The sequence below is a fragment of the Pandoraea oxalativorans genome (genome assembly GCF_000972785.3).
GTDB lineage: Bacteria > Pseudomonadota > Gammaproteobacteria > Burkholderiales > Burkholderiaceae > Pandoraea > Pandoraea oxalativorans.
Genome location: NZ_CP011253.3, coordinates 4120839 through 4138413 on the forward strand (window position 1 = coordinate 4120839; position 17575 = coordinate 4138413).

Below are 17575 nucleotides of genomic sequence, written 5' to 3' on the forward strand. Positions count from 1 at the left end.
CGCGTTATTGGGCTTTGGCGCTCGAGGCGGCGTCGGCCTGAGAGGCGCCCGAAGCGCTGGCAGCGGCCGGTGCGCTCGCACCCGCCGGCTGTTGCGCCTGAGCACCCGGTAACTGCGCCGGCACTGCCTTCGCAGGCGAACCGGGGCGCGCCTTCTGAAGACCGGACACGATCACCTGATCGCCTGCGGCGAGACCCGAACTCACCAGCCACTTGTCGCCGATCGCACGGTCGGTCACGAGCTGACGCAGTTCGATCTTGCCTTCCTTGTTCACGATGAGTGCCGTCGGCTGACCCTTCTGGTCACGCGTCACGCCTTGTTGCGGCACCAGCAGACCGCCTTCCTTCACGCCTTCCTGGAGCTTGGCGTGCACGAACATGCCGGGCAGCAACTCGCGGTTCGGGTTCGGGAAGATGGCGCGAACGGTCACCGAGCCGGTCGTCTGGTCGACGGTGATGTCCGAGAACTGCAGCTTGCCTTCGAGCGGGTACTTCGTGCCGTCTTCCAGCGTCAGTTCGACCTTGGCAGCGTTCTTGCCGGCGCTTTGCAGCTTGCCGTCGGCCAGCGCGCGGCGCAGACGCAGGCCGTCGGCGGCCGATTGCGTCACGTCCACGTACATCGGATCGATCTGCTGCACGGTCGTCATGAGCGTGGCGGCGCCCGACTGCACGTAAGCGCCTTCGGTCACTTGCGACAGACCGGTGCGGCCCGAGATCGGGGCCGGCACGTCGGTGTAGCCGAGGTTGATCTTCGCCGTATCGACGGCCGCCTTGCCGGCCTGCACATCGGCGTCGGCCTGCAGTGCAGCGGCGACCGCGTTGTCGTAATCCTGCTTCGACACGGCTTCGACGGCGACCAGTTGCTTGTAGCGATCGGCCAGCAGCTTGGTCGACGCCTGATTCGCCACGGCCTTCGCGAGCGTTGCCTTGGCATTCTCGAAAGCGGCCTGATACGTTGCCGGATCGATGTTGTACAGACGCTGGCCAGCCTTGACGTCACCGCCCTCGGTGAAATCGCGCTTGAGCACGATGCCGTCGACGCGCGCACGCACGTCGGCGACGCGGTAGGGCGCGGTACGGCCTGGCAGGTCGGTCGTCAGCGTGACGCTCTGGGGTTGCAGTGTCACGACGCCGACTTCCGGCACCATGCCCTGCGGCTGCTGCGGCTTCTTGCCGCACGCGGCCAGGGTCAATACCGCGAGTGCGACGGCAGTGACCATCCCCAGTGAACTTCTCTTGACGTGCATATACGCCCCCGATAAATGGAATGCGGTCAGACAAAATGACGAATAACGTTGCGACGATTGCGACGGCGAAGGCCGGTCCGCAATCCCGTCGCACAAAAGCGGGCGGCAAATACCAAAAGGCCCGGGTGAGCGGGCCATCGGAGACAGGCCCGCCGGATGGGACGGGCGGGCCAACAGGACGTCCCCGGGCGCGACACAGGCCGCGCACGCTGGCACTCGTGTGAGATCGTCGAACAGGCTCCGGGACATCAGGCGACCTTGACTCACGCACCTAACCCCCAATCAGGCGGCGCGGCTACATCAATTCGCTCTCTCCGGTCAGGGAGTTATCCCTTGGAGGAGGCAGCTTAAATGGTCCCTGTGCAATAGAGCAAGCGGCTGCTATTATAGATACATTCATGAATGTATGTAAATCATATTGCGTCGCACCATCGTGCGGCGCGGTTTACATGACATTTCACAAATTTCCGCTGCCCCTGTGACACGACGATGGCCCGCAGAACGAAAGAAGAAGCGATCGAGACCCGCAATCTGTTGCTGGACACCGCCGAGACGGTGTTCGCGCAGAAAGGCGTGTCGCGCACTTCGCTGGCCGACATCGCCGAAGCCGCCAGCCTTACGCGCGGCGCCATTTACTGGCACTTCAAGAACAAGATCGACCTCTTCAACGCCATGACGGATCGCATCCGTTTGCCGATGGAGCGCATGATCGACGAGGAATGCACCGAGCCGGAAGACGGCGACCCGATGCAGCGCATGCACGAGATCTGCAAGCTGGTGCTCAAGGAAACCGCACGCAACGAGCGCCGCCAACGCGTGCTGGACATTCTGTTCCACAAGTGTGAATGCACGAACGAAATGCTCTCGGTGCTGGAGCGTCAGCGCGAAGCCTGCGCAGACGGCAAGCAGCGCATCACGCGCGACATGGAACGCGCCATCGAGCGCGGCCAGTTGCCAGCAGCACTCGACACGCGGCGTGCGGCGATCATGCTGCACGCGCTGGTCGTCGGCATGATGTCGGACTGGCTCTTCCTGCCCGACTACGATCTCGGCGCAGAGTGCGACGCCGTGGTCGACGGTTTCTTCGACATGCTGCGCACCAGCCCGGCGATGTTGCGCCCGGGCGGTCAGACAGCGGCGGTCTGAGCTTTGACCCAGGGGCCCATTCGCGGCCCCTGCGATTTACTACATATATTAATTAGCGGACGTCACGCCCAATTCTCGCGTTCGCCATGTCCGGCGAACGTGCACATTGTCCCGAATTCTCCGTTTCGCGACGCGGCATTGCCGCGCCCTGCGCCATTCGAGTGCCGTGATATGGCATATCGCTGTACAGCGCCGCACCGTTATATATAATCTTACACAACGCGTTGTGCACCCCGCGCAGCCGAAGGTCCGGCCTCGCTGCCCGACCGTATCCATAAGCCGACACCCGCTGCGCGCCGAACGCCGAGCCAGCCGAGTCTGCCTTGCCACCACACGCTGGAGACCACTTTCGTGAAAGCTGTCGCACCCCCTGTCACTGTTAGCCGCACGTCCCCGGCTTCGAATGCCACTGCCGCCATGCTGGGCCGCGTGCTCGGCGTTGCCGCCGTCGGCGCCAGTCTGTTGTTTGCCGACCACGCCGCCGCCCAGCAAGTGTTCGCCGCCGCCAGCATGAAAGACGCCCTCGACGATCTTTCCGCCGTCTACACCAGGCAGACGGGCAAGAAGCCGGTGCTCGTGTACGGCGCAAGCTCGACGCTCGCCCGCCAGATCGAGAAAGGTGCCCCCGCCGACGTCTTCATCTCGGCCGATCAGGACTGGATGGACTACGCGCAGAAGCACGACCTGATCGACACGAAGACCCGCACCAACCTGCTCGGCAACGACCTGGTGCTGATCGCGCCCGCCACGACCTCGGGTGACGTCGACCTCAAGTCGGGCGCGGATCTCGACGCCAAACTCGGCAATGGCAAGCTCGCGATGGGCGACCCCGCTCACGTCCCGGCTGGCCTCTATGGCAAGGCCGCGCTTGAGAAGCTCGGCATCTGGTCGAAGGTGCAGGGCAAGGTGGCCGCCGCCGACAACGTGCGCAACGCACTGCTGCTGGTCGCCCGCGGCGAAGCGCCGTACGGCATCGTCTACAAGACGGACGCCAACGCCGAGAAGCGCGTGCGCATCGCGGGGACCTTCCCCGCCGACAGCCATGCACCGATCGTCTACCCGGTGGCCGTGACGAAGCAGGCCAACCGCGCCGACGCCGATCCGTTCTTCAAATTCCTGCAAACGCCGACGGCACAGGCCACCTTCCAGCGTTTCGGCTTCAGCCGTCCTTAATTCGGCATGGTCGACATGGGCCTCACCACAGAAGAATGGGGCATCGTCGAGCTTAGCCTGCGCGTAGGTCTGTGGGGCACGCTTTGCAGCCTGCCCCTGGCCTACGCAGCCGCCTGGCTGCTCGCCCGCCGGAAATTCCCCGGCAAGGCGTTGCTCGATGCCATCCTGCATTTACCGCTCGTACTGCCACCGGTGGTCGTGGGCTTCGCGCTGCTCGTTCTGTTCGGTGCGCAGGGCGCGATCGGCAAGCTGCTGCGTGAGTGGTTCGACTTCACCTTCGCTTTTCGCTGGACGGGCGCTGCGCTTGCGGCCGGTGTGATGGGTTTTCCGCTGCTCGTACGCGCGATCCGGCAAGCGCTGGAATCGTCCGACACGAAGCTCGAGCAGGCCGCTCAGACGCTCGGTGCGGGCCCCTGGCTCACCTTTCTCACCGTGACGCTGCCGCTCACCGCGACCGGCGTGCTGCACGGTTTCGTACTGGCCTTTGCGCGTGCTCTGGGCGAATTCGGCGCGACGATCACCTTCGTCTCGAACATTCCCGGACAGACGCAGACGCTGCCGCTGGCGATTTACACGGCCACACAAGTCCCTGACGGCGACGCGATGGTCTGGCGCATGTGCGCGATTTCGGTCGTACTGGCCGTCGCCACGCTCATCTTCTCCGAAGTGTCGATTCGCTTCGGCAATCGCAAGGCGATGGGTCATGACGGTTGAAGTTCGCCTCCAACACCGCTTCGGCAGCTTCGTACTCGACGCCGGGTTTGCGGCAGGCATGGGCGTGACCGCCCTGTTCGGTCCCTCCGGCAGCGGCAAGAGCACGGTGGTCAACGCCGTCTCCGGCCTGCTCAAACCCGACGCCGGGCGCATCGTCGTGGGCGATGACGTGCTCTTCGACAGCGCCGCCGGTATCGCACTGCCGACCTGGCGTCGCCGCATCGGCTACGTGTTTCAGGACGCACGTCTGCTGCCGCATTTCACCGTGCGCCAGAACCTGCTCTTTGGCCGCTGGTTGCGACGTCGCGATGTCGCTGCGGCAGGTAGCGGTGCAATCGCCCTCGAACACGTCGTCGAAGTGCTGAACCTCGGCCACTTGCTCGAGCGTCGTCCGGGCGCGCTCTCGGGCGGCGAGAAGCAGCGGGTGGGCATTGGCCGCGCGCTGCTGTCGTGCCCGCGCATGCTTCTCATGGACGAGCCACTGGCCTCGCTCGATCATGCCAGGCGTCTGGAGGTCCTCGACTATCTGAACCGCATTCGTCACGAACTGAAGCTGCCGGTGCTGTATGTCACGCACGCGCTGGACGAGGTCATGCGACTGGCCGATCAGGTGGTGCTGTTCAGGGAAGGACGCACGATTTCGCAGGGCGCACCTGCCGATGTGCTCAATCTGCATCGCGACGCCCTCGACGGCACGATCGATACTCCGGGCACGGTACTTGAGACGCGCATCGTCGCTCACGACGCGCAATACGGTCTGACGGAGCTTGCCGTGAATGGCAGCGACACGATCCGGTTGCGCGTTGCCCGCGCGGGTGGCGAGGCGGGAGACGCCTGCCGCATTCTCGTGCGCGAACGCGATGTGGCCGTCGCGACGTCCGCCCCTGTCGACACGAGCGTGCTTAACGTGCTTCGCGCACGCGTCTCAACGCTGCGCGACCTTGGCGACTCGGTCGAGGTCGGTGCCACGCTCTGCGGCGACGCTGCAAATACCGTGCTTCGCGCGCGCATCACACGCTTCTCTGCGGATCAACTGCAACTCGCGCCGGGACGTGACGTGTACCTGCTGATCAAATCGGTGGCGCTGACACGCTAGCGTTGCACTGGAAACGCGCTCGCGCCTCTTGAAAAAGGACAAGGCGTCGCAACGGAAACCGCTGCGACGCCTTGTCGCTATTTTCGCTTTGGGAAGCGATTACTTGCTCATCGCGTCGCCCTTGCCCATCGCATCGCCCTTCTTCATGGCGTCGCCCTTACCCATTGCGTCGCCCTTCTTCATGGCGTCGCCCTTGCCCATCGCGTCGCCCTTCTTCATGGCGTCACCCTTGCCCATTGCGTCGCCCTTGCTCATCGCGTCGTGCTTGGCCATGGCGTCTCCTTTGCCCATCGCGTCGCCCTTGCCCATGGCGTCCTGTGCAAATGCGGCACCCGTGCCAAGTGCCAGACCCATTGCGATCACTGCCAGATATCGTGTCTTCATTGCGTTTGCTCCAAGAGTGAGAAATTTCCAGTGAGACGTTTCCTGTCCGTCCCGTAAATCGTGCAGCGCTACGCAGCCGGGAAGCGAATCGAGCGTCCCGGCCATCGCATCAACTGCCGCCGAACCAGTTGTATCCCTGGTCCTCCCAATACCCGCCCGAGTACGTGTTCGTCACGTAGATCGCGCGAATGTGCTTGGGATTCTTGTAGCCGAGCTTGGTCGGAATGCGCAGCTTCATGGGGAAGCCGTACTTCCGCGGCAGCGTCTGGCCGTCGTAGGTAAGCGCCAGCAGCGTCTGCGGATGCAACGCCGTGGGCATGTCGATGCTGGTGTAGTAGTCGTCCGCACACTTGAAGCCGACGTACTTCGCCGAGGTGTCCGCGCCGATGCGGCGCAGGAAGTCGGCGAACGTCACGCCGCCCCAGCGTCCAATAGCGCTCCACCCTTCCACGCACACGTGACGCGTGATCTGTTCGGCCGCGCGCGGCGCGGCGAAGTCGCGCAAGGCGTCGAGCCGCCACGGCGCTTTGTCGGCAATCAGACCGGACAACTCCAGCCGGTACTCGGCTTCGTCGACCACGGGCGCCTCGTCCATCGTGTAGAACGCGTTGAACGGAAACGGACGCGTGATGGCCGAGGCCGGGAACGTCGGGGCCAGCACGCTCTTTCGGAACAGCGCAGCCTGCACGCGATCGTTCCAGCGCGAGATCCTGGTCAGCGCCGACTCCACGCTGGCGTTGTCGTCGAGCGAACAGCCGGAGAGCAGCGCGACGCCGCCGAGCGACAACGTCCGTGTGAGAAACGCGCGGCGCGACGGCTCGGACACGCGACGTGCCATCGGCGCACGGGCTTCGTGAAGAATCGCCTCGCCGTCGCGCACGACCGGGGCGTCGGACATCAGGATCGAGGACTTGCGTTCGTGCGTCATGGCGGAGCTTCCTTGGTGTCGGCGTTCGATGAACAGGGGCAGCGCCCGCTCAGCGTCCGGTAATCATGGTGCGCAGCGTGCGGGGCACCAAAGCCACCATCGCCACGTGGACGACGACGAAGCCCACGAGGCCGGCCATCGCGATGAAGTGAACGAGGCGTGCGCCCTGAAAGCCGCCGAACAGCGTGCACAACCAACCGAGTTGCACGGGCTTCCATACCGCCAGCCCCGACGCGACGAGCAACACCAGGTCGAGCACGGCGAACAGATAGGCGGCGCGTTGCACCTGGTTGTAGTGACGGGGATCGTCATGCGTGAGCCGACCGCGCAGTGCCGCGAAGAGGTCGCGCACGACACCGCGCGGCGTCAGCGGGAAAAAGCGACGCGAGAAGCGGCCGCTTGCGGCGTTCGTCGTTAGATAGATCAGACCGTTGGCAACCAGCAGCCACATGGCGGCGAAGTGCCACTGCAACGCGCCGCCGAGCCAACCGCCGAGCGTGATCTCGTTCGGAAAGCGGAAGGGGAAAATCGGCGAAGCGTTATAGATGCGCCAGCCGCTCATGACCATCGCGACGACGGCCAGCACGTTGAGCCAGTGCGTCACGCGCAGCCACCAGGGCTGAACCGTAGCGGGACGCACCGGAGGCTGTGCCGCAGGGGGCACCGACTTCGTCATCGTGGTCATCGCGGTCTCCATCGCAGAAGTGTTGTTCGATGGAGTCAGTGTCGCCGCGTGCCGGTGACGAAGTCCTCACGAAGAATTAACTTTTTCGTGACGAACGGCGCAAGGGGGAATACCGGGTGCCAAACGGTGTTCCCGTGTTGCGGTGTTGCCGCGCCCGGCAGCTCAGCAGGGCAATCGTGGGAAGCGGGCCGGGACGACGGTCCTGCGGCCCAGGACGCGATGGACGTCCGGTGCCTTCAGGAGCGGCTCACTCGTCGTCCGGGTCGACGGCGTTGCCTTCTTTGAGATACGCGTCGAAGGTCGGCACGTGGGCGTCGAGCAGTGAGCGGATTTCCTTGATGAGGGTGTCGTAATGCGCGACGAGGTTCTGTGCGAACGGCGTCAACTGTGCCCCGCCACCCGAGACGCCACCGATGTGGCGCGTGACGAGCGGCTCGCGAAATTCGTGGTTCATCGCTTCGACGAGCAGCCATGCGCGGCGGTACGACATGTTCATACGACGTGCCGCTGCCGAGATCGACCCGGTCGCATCGATGGCGCGCAGCAGTGTGAGACGCCCCGGGCCAAACACCGGCGTCTCGCCGTCGCGAATGCGCACACGCACGTCGTACCCTGCCACGCCCGGCGACACCGGCTCCTTGCCAGCCGCTTCGAGCGCTTCGGCCGTCGCCAGCAACTCGCGCGCAAGCGCGTCGCGCTGAGCGTCTTCCTGCCGTGGCGGTGGTGGCGAGGGTGACACCTCAGCCGTCGCAGATTTGCCCTGACGGCGCTCAACTGGCATGGTTGCCCCACATGACGATAAAGATCAGAATCAGCAGCGCCACGGCCCATGGCCACCAGCGCGAGAGCTTGCCCCGCGTCGAAGGCATGTCGCGCACCGCGGCGTCGGTGGCCAGCGCGGCGGCCACTTCGCCGTCGGCGGCAATGGGATCGTTCAGCTTGTGGTGCGGTGCGATGGCTGCCGTCAGGCGTCGGAAGAATTCGTTGGCGAGCGCGGCGGCCGCCCCGTCGACCTCCGGCGTATCGAGCCTGGCGTACTCGGCGCCGAACTGCGCCTTCAGGTCGTAAGTCATCAATGTGGTCATCGGTCCTTGCGGTTGCAGCGTGACGGCGGCCTGACCGCGCGTGAGGCCCGCCGACGAGCCGATCCCGTCGAAATGCAGTGTGTACGAGGTCGGCGCGATGACGTCGGTGAGCTTGATGCGCCCGGTCCAACGTCCGCCGACGGGGCCGAGTGTCGCTGCGATTGCGAGGGTCCACGTCGTATCGTCCACGCGCTCGATCGACTCGCATCCGGGAATACATCCCTGCAACACGCCCGGGTCGTTGAGCGCGATCCACGCGACGTCGCGCGCGACGGGTAACTGTCGACTGTTCTGTAGTTCCATTGCCTCTCTCCTTAGCGTCTGCGCCCGAAGGACGTCCCTCCCTCAGGTGGCATGGCAGCATCGCAACGTGGCGACGTACGGATATTGCGGCATTGCGGCGTTGTCTCGAACATCGAACTATTGTGACACGAGTAACCGCTCGTCAGATCACGGCCGCAGCATCGTCTCCTCGGGGTGGCGATGTCGATCCGCCACACGTCGACCCTCACCGGAACTCCGTCCGACCGGAGTATCCGCCGAAATACAGCGCGAGCCAAGGCGCGATATACTTCGCCGCATCACATCGAGCGGCGCAGTAACAGAGCCATCGGCAGCCAGTGTCCCGCTGGCAAGTGGTCGGCCGCTCGCATATTGGCGAAGGAAAGTGCTATGGACAGTGTCGATCTGGAAGTGCTGAAGTCCGCCGTGCAGTGGACGCGCGCGGGCTTTTTCGTCACGCTGGGCACCGTTGTGCGCACCTGGGGCTCCGCCCCGCGTCCCGTCGGCTCGATGCTCGCGATCCGCGAAGACGGTCATCTCGTCGGCTCCGTGTCCGGCGGCTGCGTCGAAGACGACCTCGTCGCGCGTATTCGCGCCGGCGACTGGCCGCAGGACCGTCCCCAAATCACCAGCTATGGCGTCACCGCCGAGCAAGCGCATCGCTTCGGGCTGCCGTGTGGCGGCACGCTGCAACTGGTGCTCGAACCCGTGCGTGAGACGTCGCGCATTCCCGAACTGCTCGACAGCATCGGTCAGTTCCGGCTCGTCGTGCGCGAATTGGATATGAAGACCGGCGCGGTCCGTATGGCGCCGGGACACCACACACCGCCCGTGGAATTCGACGGCGAGCGTCTGATCACATCGCATGGGCCGCGCCGTCGTCTGGTGGTGATCGGTGCGGGGCAGCTCTCGAAATATGTGGCGAGCATGGCGTGCGCGCTTGACTATCACGTGATCGTGTGCGACCCGCGCAGCGAGTATGCGGACGAATGGCAGGTCGAGGGCACCGAACTCTCGCGCGAGATGCCGGACGATCTCATCGTCCGTCTGCAACTCGATTCCCACAGCGCCGTGCTCACGCTCACGCACGATCCGAAGCTCGACGACATGGCGCTGCTCGAAGCGCTCAAATCGCCCGCCTTCTACATCGGTGCGATCGGCTCGCGTGTGAACAATGCGCGGCGTCGCGAGCGGCTCTCGCTGTTCGATCTGAGCACGACGGAGATCGAGCGGCTGCATGGCCCCGTCGGCATGCATCTCGGTGCGCGCACGCCTGCCGAAATCGCCGTGGCGATTCTTGCCGAGATGACCGCGATCAAAAACGGCATCGCCGTCACGCAGACGTTTGCCTTGCGTACCGACAGTGCGGCAGACGGGGCAGACGGCCCCCCCGCTGCCACCGCGTGCCCCAGCGCCGCCTGAGCGCTCGGCACCTCGCGCCCCGCCCCTTTCCAACGCCGAAAACGACGCCGAAAGCGACGCCGAAAAAAAAGCGCCGCCATGAAGAACATGGCGGCGCAACTCGCTCACTCGTTGCAGAGTGGTACTGCCTGGTACTGCCTGGGTAACCTCCACTTACGCATCGAACATCCGTGGCGCTACATTCGCCCGACCGATCGGCACATCATTCGTGCGGCCACAGAAACGATGCGACGGCGTGGCCCTTGGCGGAAACCTTCACATCCTTCGTCATGGGTTTGCCCTCGTACGTCACCTTCACGGTGTAGTCGCCGTCGGGCAACTTCACCAGCATGTACGGCCCTTTCGCGCGAGTATCGAGCACCGTCGTGCCGCCATGCATGATCTGCACCTGTGCGTCGGCAATGTATTCGTTCGCGCCATTGCCGCGTGCAGCCATCGTGATGGACAGCGGCCAACGCGACGCTTCGCGCTTGAACGTGCCCGATTCGTCGCTGTCGATGCCACCGGACACATACGTCACGTTGCCCTGCTGCATCGTCGGGGGCAATGTACCGCCCTGTGCATGCGCGACGGAAATGCCGCCCAGACTGCCCGTCAGTGCTGCGGCCGTGGCGGCTGCCACCGACCAGCGTTGCCATTGTCGTTGCCACATATTCAACCTCCCCTTGCATGACTTAAGCGATGCGGTTCGTACCGACAGCGCTGCCGCCGGTACCCGGGTAGTGCGTGGCATCCCTTGGCGTCTTTCCCGGGGCCTGTGTTGATGCTCAGAGGCTTAGCCGAGATCGACCGGGATGAAAATCTGTTGCCCGTCGCGCTGCACGAGCAACGCGACATTATTGCCCGCCTTCTTGAGCTTCTCGCTCAGTTGCGCGGCGCTTGTCACCGGCGTGCCGTTGAGCGACAGAATGATGTCGCCCGCCTCCACACCGGCCTGCTCCGCCGGACCACCTGCACGTGCGACCAGCAGACCGTTCGTCACCTGCGCCGCCTGCTTTTCCTGCGGCGACAGTTCGCGAACCGCCAGGCCCAGACGACCGTGCGTCGCAGAATCGTCGGCACTCGCCACGTCCTTCTTGTCGCTGAGCGCAGCAATCTTGACCGAGACGTCCTGCTTCGCGCCGTTACGCCACACGGTAAGCGTAGCCGTCTGTCCCGGACGCATATCCGCAATCTTCTCCGGCAACTGGACCGAATCCTCGATGGTCGCGCCGTTGACGGCCAGAATCACGTCGCCCGCCTTCAGATCCGACTTCGCCGCCGGGCCGTTCTTGTCAATCGACGACACCAACGCACCGGTAGGCTTGGGCAGGCCGAACGATTTCGCCAGCGACTGATTCACTTCCTGAATCGCCACACCGATACGACCGCGACTCACCTTGCCGTACTGCTGAAGCTGCCCCTTGACCTTCATCGCCATGTCGATCGGAATCGCGAACGACAAGCCCTGGAATCCGCCGGTACGCGAATAGATCATCGAGTTGATGCCGATGACCTCACCGTTCAGGTTGAACAGCGGTCCACCCGAATTACCCGGGTTGACCGGCACGTCGGTCTGGATGAACGGTGTGTAATTCTCGTCGGGCAACGCACGCGCTTTCGCCGACACGATACCCGCCGTCACCGTGTTGTCGAAGCCGTACGGCGAACCGATGGCAACAACCCACTCACCCGCCTTCGACTTCGACGGATCGCCGATCTTCACCGTCGGCAAATCCGTGGCGGCAATCTTCAGCAACGCTACGTCGCTCGTCTTGTCGCTGCCCACGACCTTCGCTTTGTACTCGCGCTTGTCGGTGAGCTTTACCGTCACCTGACTCGCGTCGTCGACGACGTGGGCGTTGGTGAGGATGTAGCCGTCCGGGCTCACGATGAAGCCCGAGCCGAGGCTGCGCGTCGGCCCGCTGCTGCCGTCGTCGCCACCGTCGCCGCCGTCGCCGCCGTCGTTACGCGGCGCGCCGTAGAAGTGGCGGAAGAACTGGAACAGCGGATCGCTCGGATCCATGCCCGGCGGGAGCTGATTCGACTGATTTGCAGCCGCGCCGCGTTGCGCCGAAGGTTTCCCATCGTGCGTCACACTGATGTTGACTACGGCCGGTCCGTATTGTTCCGCCAGTTGCGAGAAGTCCGGCACCAGCATGCGGGGCGCGGTATTCGGGCTATTTTGGGCGGCGACCGGGGTCGTAGCCGGGGAGCTTGCAGCGCTCGCGTCGCTGACCATTTCCGAGGTCAGAGGCGTCTGCCAGTGCTGACGACCGGCCACATAGCCGCCCGTCAGGGCGACGAGCACGGCACCGGCAACCAACGTACGAGTGAGCTTCGAAGTCTGCATGAGTCTCTCCTTACCGACGACCACGTTTGAACATGACTGTCATCGTAGAGAGGCTCCCTTAAGAGAACCTTAAGACGAAACTTGAAGAAGCACTCGGGAGACTTCTAGACGGCAACGACACCACTCGACGAAAAAGCGTCGACGCCGAAATGTCATTCATCGAAGACGAATCAGCGCGACAGTGATGGCTATGCGTTACGGCGGCAGACGTTTGAAAGCGCACCTCGCGTTGTTCGACTTGCGTACGTCGGGTGCCGCTGTCTACGGTGGCTGGGTGGTGCAATTTTGCGCCGCGCCTTTTCATCGACAGGAGAATCACGATGCGCAAGACCGATATGTTGGGCACCTCCGAAGCGTCCGCGCCCTCCCAACCCTCCGAGCCCCGTCACCACACACGCCGTGCGTCACGCTGGATCGGCGCAGCCGGTACGTTTCTCTGTCTGACACTGACGATGTCTGTGCAGGCCGCATCGGGCAATGGTGTGGGTACGCAGGGCCCGGCCGACTCGACACCCGCACAAGGGCCGACGTCCGGACAAATGCAGAGCCAGAACAGCGAATGTTCGAAGGATGCGCCGTCCGATCAGGCCATCGTCGGCAAGTCGCTCACGGAAGCCAGGTCGATGCTGCAAGGGTGCCCGTGGCGCATCGGCATGCAGGACGGCAAGACCATGCCGATGACGCGCGATCACCGTCCGGAGCGCCGTACGCTCACGATTGAAAACGACAAAGTCACGAGCGTGACGCGCGGATGATTGGCGCGGTCCGTCGCCAATGCGGTGTCGACGCGAGCGTCGGCACCGCAAGATGCGAGACGCGCGAGATCACAGCGCCGGGGGCACCGAGGTCGCGCCGCCGAAACTCACACGCACGCGCAATCCGTGACCGTTGCGCGCATCGAGCAATTCCACCTGCGCGCCGTGCGTCTGCGCGATGTTGCGCACGATGGCGAGACCCAGACCGCTGCCTTGCGCACGCGGCGCGTCCGGCTCGCTTGCCGCGTGCGCCGGGTGCTGGCCCGAGGCATCGGACGGCACCGTGCCATCCATCGCGGCCGCGCCGCCACGGAAGAATCGATCGAACACGCGCTCGCGCTCGGCCGGTGCAATACCCGGGCCGGTGTCTTCGATCTCGACGACCGGAGATGGCATCGCCGAGATCAGACGCACATCCACGTGTCCGCCCCGCGGTGTGTATTTCAGCGCGTTGTCGACGAGGTTGCCGAAGAGCGTCTGTAACGCGTTCGTATCGCCGCGCACTCGACCGATCTGCGCCAGCGCGTCAGGCGCGTCCAGTCCCAGATCGATCCCCCGTGCGACGGCCAGCGCCGCATGGTGCGCCACCACGTCCTGCAACAACGGTGCCAACGGCAAGTCGGTGAACGCCGCAGCCGCGCGTGCGGCATCCGGCTCCTGGCGCGCCAGCGTGAGCAACTGCGCCACCATGTGCGACGCACGACGCACGCCCTCACGCAAGTCGCGCATGGCCTCGGCACGCTCGGCATCGCTGTGCGCGCGTTCGAGCAACTGCACCTGAAGCTGCAAAGCGGCGAGCGGCGTACGCAACTCATGTGCAGCGTCTGCCACGAATGCCTTTTGCTGAACCAGTGCGTCATCGAGCCGACCGAGCAAGCTGTTGAGCGCACGCACCAGCGGGCGCACCTCGTCCGGCAGACCGGCTTCGGGGAACGCCTCCAATGCACCCGGCGCACGCGCATCGAGCGCCTTCGTCACACGACGCAACGGCCTCAACCCACGTCCCACGACAATCCACACGAGCAAGCCGAGCAGCGGCATCGCGACGACCAGCGGCAGTAGCGTGCGCAATGCCATCGACACCGCGAGCGAGTCACGGATCACCATCGGCTGCGCGAGTTGCACGACGTTATCGCCTACGCGCGCCGCGTAGACGCGCCAGTCGCCGACGGGCGTCTGCACAGTGGTGAAGCCGAGTTCGGCACGCGGCGGCAACGGCGTGCGCGGGTGCGAGTAGTACAACTCCACGCCGTTCTGGCTCCAGATCTGGATGACGAGACCTTCGGTGTCGTTGTGCTCGCCGGGCACGCTGGAGAACGATTCGGCAGGCAGCGACAACGCCATCTGCTGCAACTGGAAATCGAACAACTCGTTGGCTTCGGTGCGTGCCTGACGGAAGATGGCGATGCCCGCGAGCACCAGCGCAATCGCCAGCGTAATGAGCAAACCGAAGAGCAGACGGCGACGAATCGAGCGCATCAGTTCGCCTCCGACGCCGATGGTCCACCGTTCGGGGTCTCGCTCGTCTGCGCGGGCATCATGTAGCCGACACCACGCACCGTGCGGATCGCATCCGCGCCGAGTTTCTTGCGCAACCCGTGAATGTGGACTTCGACGGCGTTGCTCGCCACTTCCTCGCCCCAGCCATAGATGCGCTCTTCGAGCTGCGACTTGGATAGCACGGCCCCGGGACGGTTGAGCAACGCTTCGAGCACGGCGTACTCGCGTGCCGAGAGCATGACGGGCGCGCCGTCGCAGGTAATCTGACGCGTTGCCGGGTCGAGCACGATACCGCCATGACGCAGTAACGGTTCGCTGCGTCCGGCCTGACGCCGGACCAACGCGCGCAGCCGCGCTGCGAGTTCGTCGAGATCGAAGGGTTTGACGAGGTAGTCGTCGGCACCGGCATCCAGCCCCTTGACGCGGTCCGCCACGGCGTCGCGCGCGGTGGCAATGAGCACCGGCAGTGTCTGACCGCGCCCGCGCAGTGTGCGCAGCACGTCGATGCCGTCGCGACGCGGCAGCCCCAGGTCGAGCAGCAGCGCGTCGTACGATTCCACGGCGAGCGCGTCGAGCGCACGCTGCCCATCGCCGACATGGTCGACGGTCCAGCCGTCCTGGCGCAGACCTTTCATGACGGCCGTGGCGATCATCGCATCGTCTTCCACCAACAAAATTCGCATGGTTGGGTACCGGTTGAGGCTTGCCCGGCATGTCCGACATCGGTCGCAAGCGTTGGGCGTCCACCGATTTGCCCGACGCAGCGCGCGTCGGGAGGGATCGCTCAATGTTGCCTTCGAGTGACACTCACCGGAATTCGACTCATTGTAGCGACAGTTCGTTGCACGTCGGACTTACAATGGCACGCATCGCACCGCGCTGTGGGGTTTCGCAGCGCGCAACACTGGAGAACTCCGCCCGTCATGCGTTTGCTACGCCTGCCCCGCCGCCCTTTGCATTCCCTTCGTCACGCGTCCGACGCACAGCATCGCCTCAGTTCCCCATCGCTTTCGTCGCTTCCGTCGCTTCCCTCACTTTCGTCCCGCGCCGTCGTTTCCCCGAGGTCTAACGTCGCGCGCGCCTGTGGCGCGGTGCTGGCCATTGCCATGCTGGCAAGCGTGCCCGTGCAGGCAAAATCCGAAAAGCAGACGACGCGCAAAATGCCGAAGGTGCCGGTGACGGCGCCGCACGCCACGCCGTTGCCGCAACCGCTGGCCCGCGCGCTGGCGGCGAGCAAGGTACCCGCGTCGCACGTGAGCGTGATCGTCGCGAAAGTGGACAACCCGCTGCAAACGCGCGGCGCGGTGCCTGCACCGCTGCTCGCCGTGAATCCGAACGTGCCGCGCAATCCTGCATCGACGATGAAACTCGTCACGACGATTGCCGCGCTCGACACGCTTGGCCCCGACTACCGGTGGCGCACGCAAGCCTTCACCGACGGTACGTCCGACGGTCGTACGCTCAACGGCAATCTCTACTTCAAAGGCACCGGCGATCCGAAGCTGGTGCCGGAAGAGATGGAGAAATTCGTCGCTGAGCTGCGCAACGCGGGCGTGACGAACATCAACGGCGACATCGTGCTCGACCGCTCGGCGTATAGCACGGACATCGGCGCGCAAGGGCCCATCGACGGCGACAGCGACCGGCCCTACAACGTCGCGCCGGATCCGCTGCTGTACTCGTTCAAGGCGATGTCCTTCAGCTTCACCGGCAATCCGAACGGCACGGTGGATGTCGGCGTGCTGCCGCCGCTCGCGAACCTGCAGGTCGCGAACGAAATGTCGTCGACGCCCTCGGGCAATTGCGGCGACTGGCTCACACGGATTCATCCCACACTGAGCACGACACCCGACGGCGCCTACGTGGCGCACTTCTCGGGAACGTATCCGGCGTCGTGCGAAGACAAGGGATGGAACATCGCCGCGCCGGATCGTGACCGCTTCTTCCTTGGCGGCTTCCGTGCGCTGTGGCAGGCGTCGGGCGGCCAGTTCACGGGGAACGTGCGCACGGGCGTCGTGCCGCCAGGGGCGCGCCTGCTCGTCACGCATCGCGGTCAAACGCTGGCCGAAGTCGTGCACGACATGAACAAGTTCAGCAACAACGTGATGGCGCGTCAGTTGTTCCTCACGCTGGGATTGGCCGCCGACGGGAAAACGCCGGCGAGCATCGCGCGCTCGCGTGAAGTGCTCACGCGCTGGCTCGAGAAGAACGATCTCGCGACACCGGGCCTCGTCGTGGAGAACGGTTCCGGTTTGTCGCGCGTGGAACGCATCAGCGCCTCGGAACTGGCGCGGCTGCTGCAACACGGCATCAATAGCCCGACCGGACAGGTGCTCATCGAATCGATGCCGACGGTCGGCGTCGACGGCACCATGCGCAATCGTCTGTCCAATCGTGACGTCGCGGGCAACGCACACATCAAGACGGGAACGCTCGACGACGTAGGGGCCGTCGCGGGCTACGTTGCGACGCGCTCGGGCAGCACCTACGTCGTGGTCTCGCTGATCAACGATCCGAAGGCCAGCAACGCGCGTCCGTTCAACGATGCGCTGATTTCGTGGGTGTACGAAAACGCCCCTTGAGTGGGGCTGGCGTCGGGCTTGCCTCCTGCTTGCCTCCTGCTTTCGTCGTGCTGTCGTAGGGCATCGGCGTAGAAGCGAGGCCCGACGCGGCACTTGACGTTTCCCTCTAACGACAGCGCCACCGGGGGCGATTCGCGTCAGAATAGACGTTCCATCGGTGTCACCTGCACCGGCCGTGCCACAAGAAGTGGCACGTCAAGAGAGGCGGGGACACCGGTTCAGATGACCCAATCGTGAGGAGACGC

17 protein-coding genes are annotated in these 17575 nt (G+C 64.6%); 7 read left to right on the forward strand and 10 right to left on the reverse strand.

From position 1 onward, the window contains the following. Positions 1–4: 4 nt before the first annotated feature. Positions 5–1246 carry an efflux RND transporter periplasmic adaptor subunit gene (locus tag MB84_RS18115; protein WP_046292769.1) on the reverse strand — a complete coding sequence of 414 codons (1242 nt, stop codon included), beginning with the start codon at positions 1244–1246 and terminating at the stop codon, positions 5–7. Between the two features lie 489 nt (positions 1247–1735). Between MB84_RS18115 and MB84_RS18120 the strand changes: the two genes are divergently transcribed. The 4 genes from MB84_RS18120 to modC all read left to right on the forward strand — a co-directional run bounded on the left by MB84_RS18120 (position 1736) and on the right by modC (position 5375). Beyond that, positions 1736–2392: a TetR family transcriptional regulator gene (locus MB84_RS18120; protein WP_046292770.1), complete on the forward strand. Its 657-nt coding sequence runs from the start codon at positions 1736–1738 to the stop codon at positions 2390–2392. A 351-nt stretch (positions 2393–2743) separates the two neighbouring features. Beyond that, positions 2744–3565, forward strand: a complete 822-nt coding sequence (modA, locus tag MB84_RS18125) for a molybdate ABC transporter substrate-binding protein (RefSeq protein WP_245725401.1) — start codon at positions 2744–2746, stop codon at positions 3563–3565. 15 nt (positions 3566–3580) lie between these two features. Continuing rightward, positions 3581–4279: a molybdate ABC transporter permease subunit gene (modB, locus tag MB84_RS18130; RefSeq protein WP_046293965.1), complete on the forward strand. Its 699-nt coding sequence runs from the start codon at positions 3581–3583 to the stop codon at positions 4277–4279. After that, complete coding sequence (modC, locus tag MB84_RS18135; RefSeq protein ID WP_046292772.1) at positions 4269–5375, forward strand: molybdenum ABC transporter ATP-binding protein; 1107 nt, start codon at positions 4269–4271, stop codon at positions 5373–5375. The genes modB and modC overlap by 11 nt, the downstream gene beginning before the upstream one ends. A 99-nt stretch (positions 5376–5474) precedes the next feature. On the opposite strand, the gene MB84_RS18140 is transcribed toward modC, so the two are convergent. From MB84_RS18140 to MB84_RS18160, 5 genes are all read right to left on the reverse strand, one after another. After that, entirely contained in the window at positions 5475–5759 is a 285-nt protein-coding gene (locus tag MB84_RS18140) for a hypothetical protein (protein ID WP_046292773.1), read from the reverse strand. Between the two features lie 109 nt (positions 5760–5868). Beyond that, positions 5869–6687, reverse strand: coding sequence for a molybdopterin-dependent oxidoreductase (locus MB84_RS18145; protein WP_157122783.1), 819 nt, complete (start codon positions 6685–6687; stop codon positions 5869–5871). 49 nt (positions 6688–6736) lie between these two features. Further along, complete coding sequence (locus MB84_RS18150) at positions 6737–7363, reverse strand: cytochrome b/b6 domain-containing protein (protein ID WP_046293967.1); 627 nt, start codon at positions 7361–7363, stop codon at positions 6737–6739. A gap of 256 nt (positions 7364–7619) precedes the next feature. After that, positions 7620–8153 (reverse strand): LysR family transcriptional regulator, encoded by a 534-nt coding sequence (locus MB84_RS18155; RefSeq protein ID WP_084009856.1) that lies wholly within the window; start codon positions 8151–8153, stop codon positions 7620–7622. Then, positions 8143–8760: an SRPBCC family protein gene (locus tag MB84_RS18160; protein ID WP_052652555.1), complete on the reverse strand. Its 618-nt coding sequence runs from the start codon at positions 8758–8760 to the stop codon at positions 8143–8145. The genes MB84_RS18155 and MB84_RS18160 overlap by 11 nt, the downstream gene beginning before the upstream one ends. Before the next feature lie 369 nt (positions 8761–9129). On the opposite strand from MB84_RS18160, the gene MB84_RS18165 reads away from it, so the two are divergent. Then, positions 9130–10161: an XdhC family protein gene (locus MB84_RS18165; protein ID WP_046292775.1), complete on the forward strand. Its 1032-nt coding sequence runs from the start codon at positions 9130–9132 to the stop codon at positions 10159–10161. 202 nt (positions 10162–10363) lie between these two features. Here the strand turns inward: MB84_RS18165 and MB84_RS18170 are convergent, their stop codons facing one another. Further along, the gene (locus MB84_RS18170) at positions 10364–10813 is read right to left on the reverse strand and encodes a hypothetical protein (protein WP_046292776.1); all 450 of its coding nucleotides are present in this window, start codon (positions 10811–10813) and stop codon (positions 10364–10366) included. A 123-nt stretch (positions 10814–10936) separates the two neighbouring features. After that, positions 10937–12493 carry a DegQ family serine endoprotease gene (locus MB84_RS18175; protein WP_046292777.1) on the reverse strand — a complete coding sequence of 519 codons (1557 nt, stop codon included), beginning with the start codon at positions 12491–12493 and terminating at the stop codon, positions 10937–10939. 320 nt (positions 12494–12813) lie between these two features. On the opposite strand from MB84_RS18175, the gene MB84_RS18180 reads away from it, so the two are divergent. After that, the gene (locus MB84_RS18180) at positions 12814–13248 is read left to right on the forward strand and encodes a hypothetical protein (protein ID WP_052652557.1); all 435 of its coding nucleotides are present in this window, start codon (positions 12814–12816) and stop codon (positions 13246–13248) included. 69 nt (positions 13249–13317) lie between these two features. On the opposite strand, the gene MB84_RS18185 is transcribed toward MB84_RS18180, so the two are convergent. Together MB84_RS18185 and MB84_RS18190 are read right to left on the reverse strand one after the other, a co-directional pair. Continuing rightward, positions 13318–14727 carry an ATP-binding protein gene (locus tag MB84_RS18185; RefSeq protein WP_046292778.1) on the reverse strand — a complete coding sequence of 470 codons (1410 nt, stop codon included), beginning with the start codon at positions 14725–14727 and terminating at the stop codon, positions 13318–13320. Continuing rightward, positions 14727–15431, reverse strand: a complete 705-nt coding sequence (locus MB84_RS18190) for a response regulator (protein ID WP_046292779.1) — start codon at positions 15429–15431, stop codon at positions 14727–14729. The genes MB84_RS18185 and MB84_RS18190 overlap by 1 nt, the downstream gene beginning before the upstream one ends. 423 nt (positions 15432–15854) lie before the next feature. On the opposite strand from MB84_RS18190, the gene dacB reads away from it, so the two are divergent. After that, a complete protein-coding gene (gene dacB, locus MB84_RS18195; RefSeq protein ID WP_245725403.1) occupies positions 15855–17330 on the forward strand; it encodes a D-alanyl-D-alanine carboxypeptidase/D-alanyl-D-alanine endopeptidase in 1476 nt (491 codons plus the stop codon). The last annotated feature ends 245 nt before the right edge of the window (positions 17331–17575 follow it).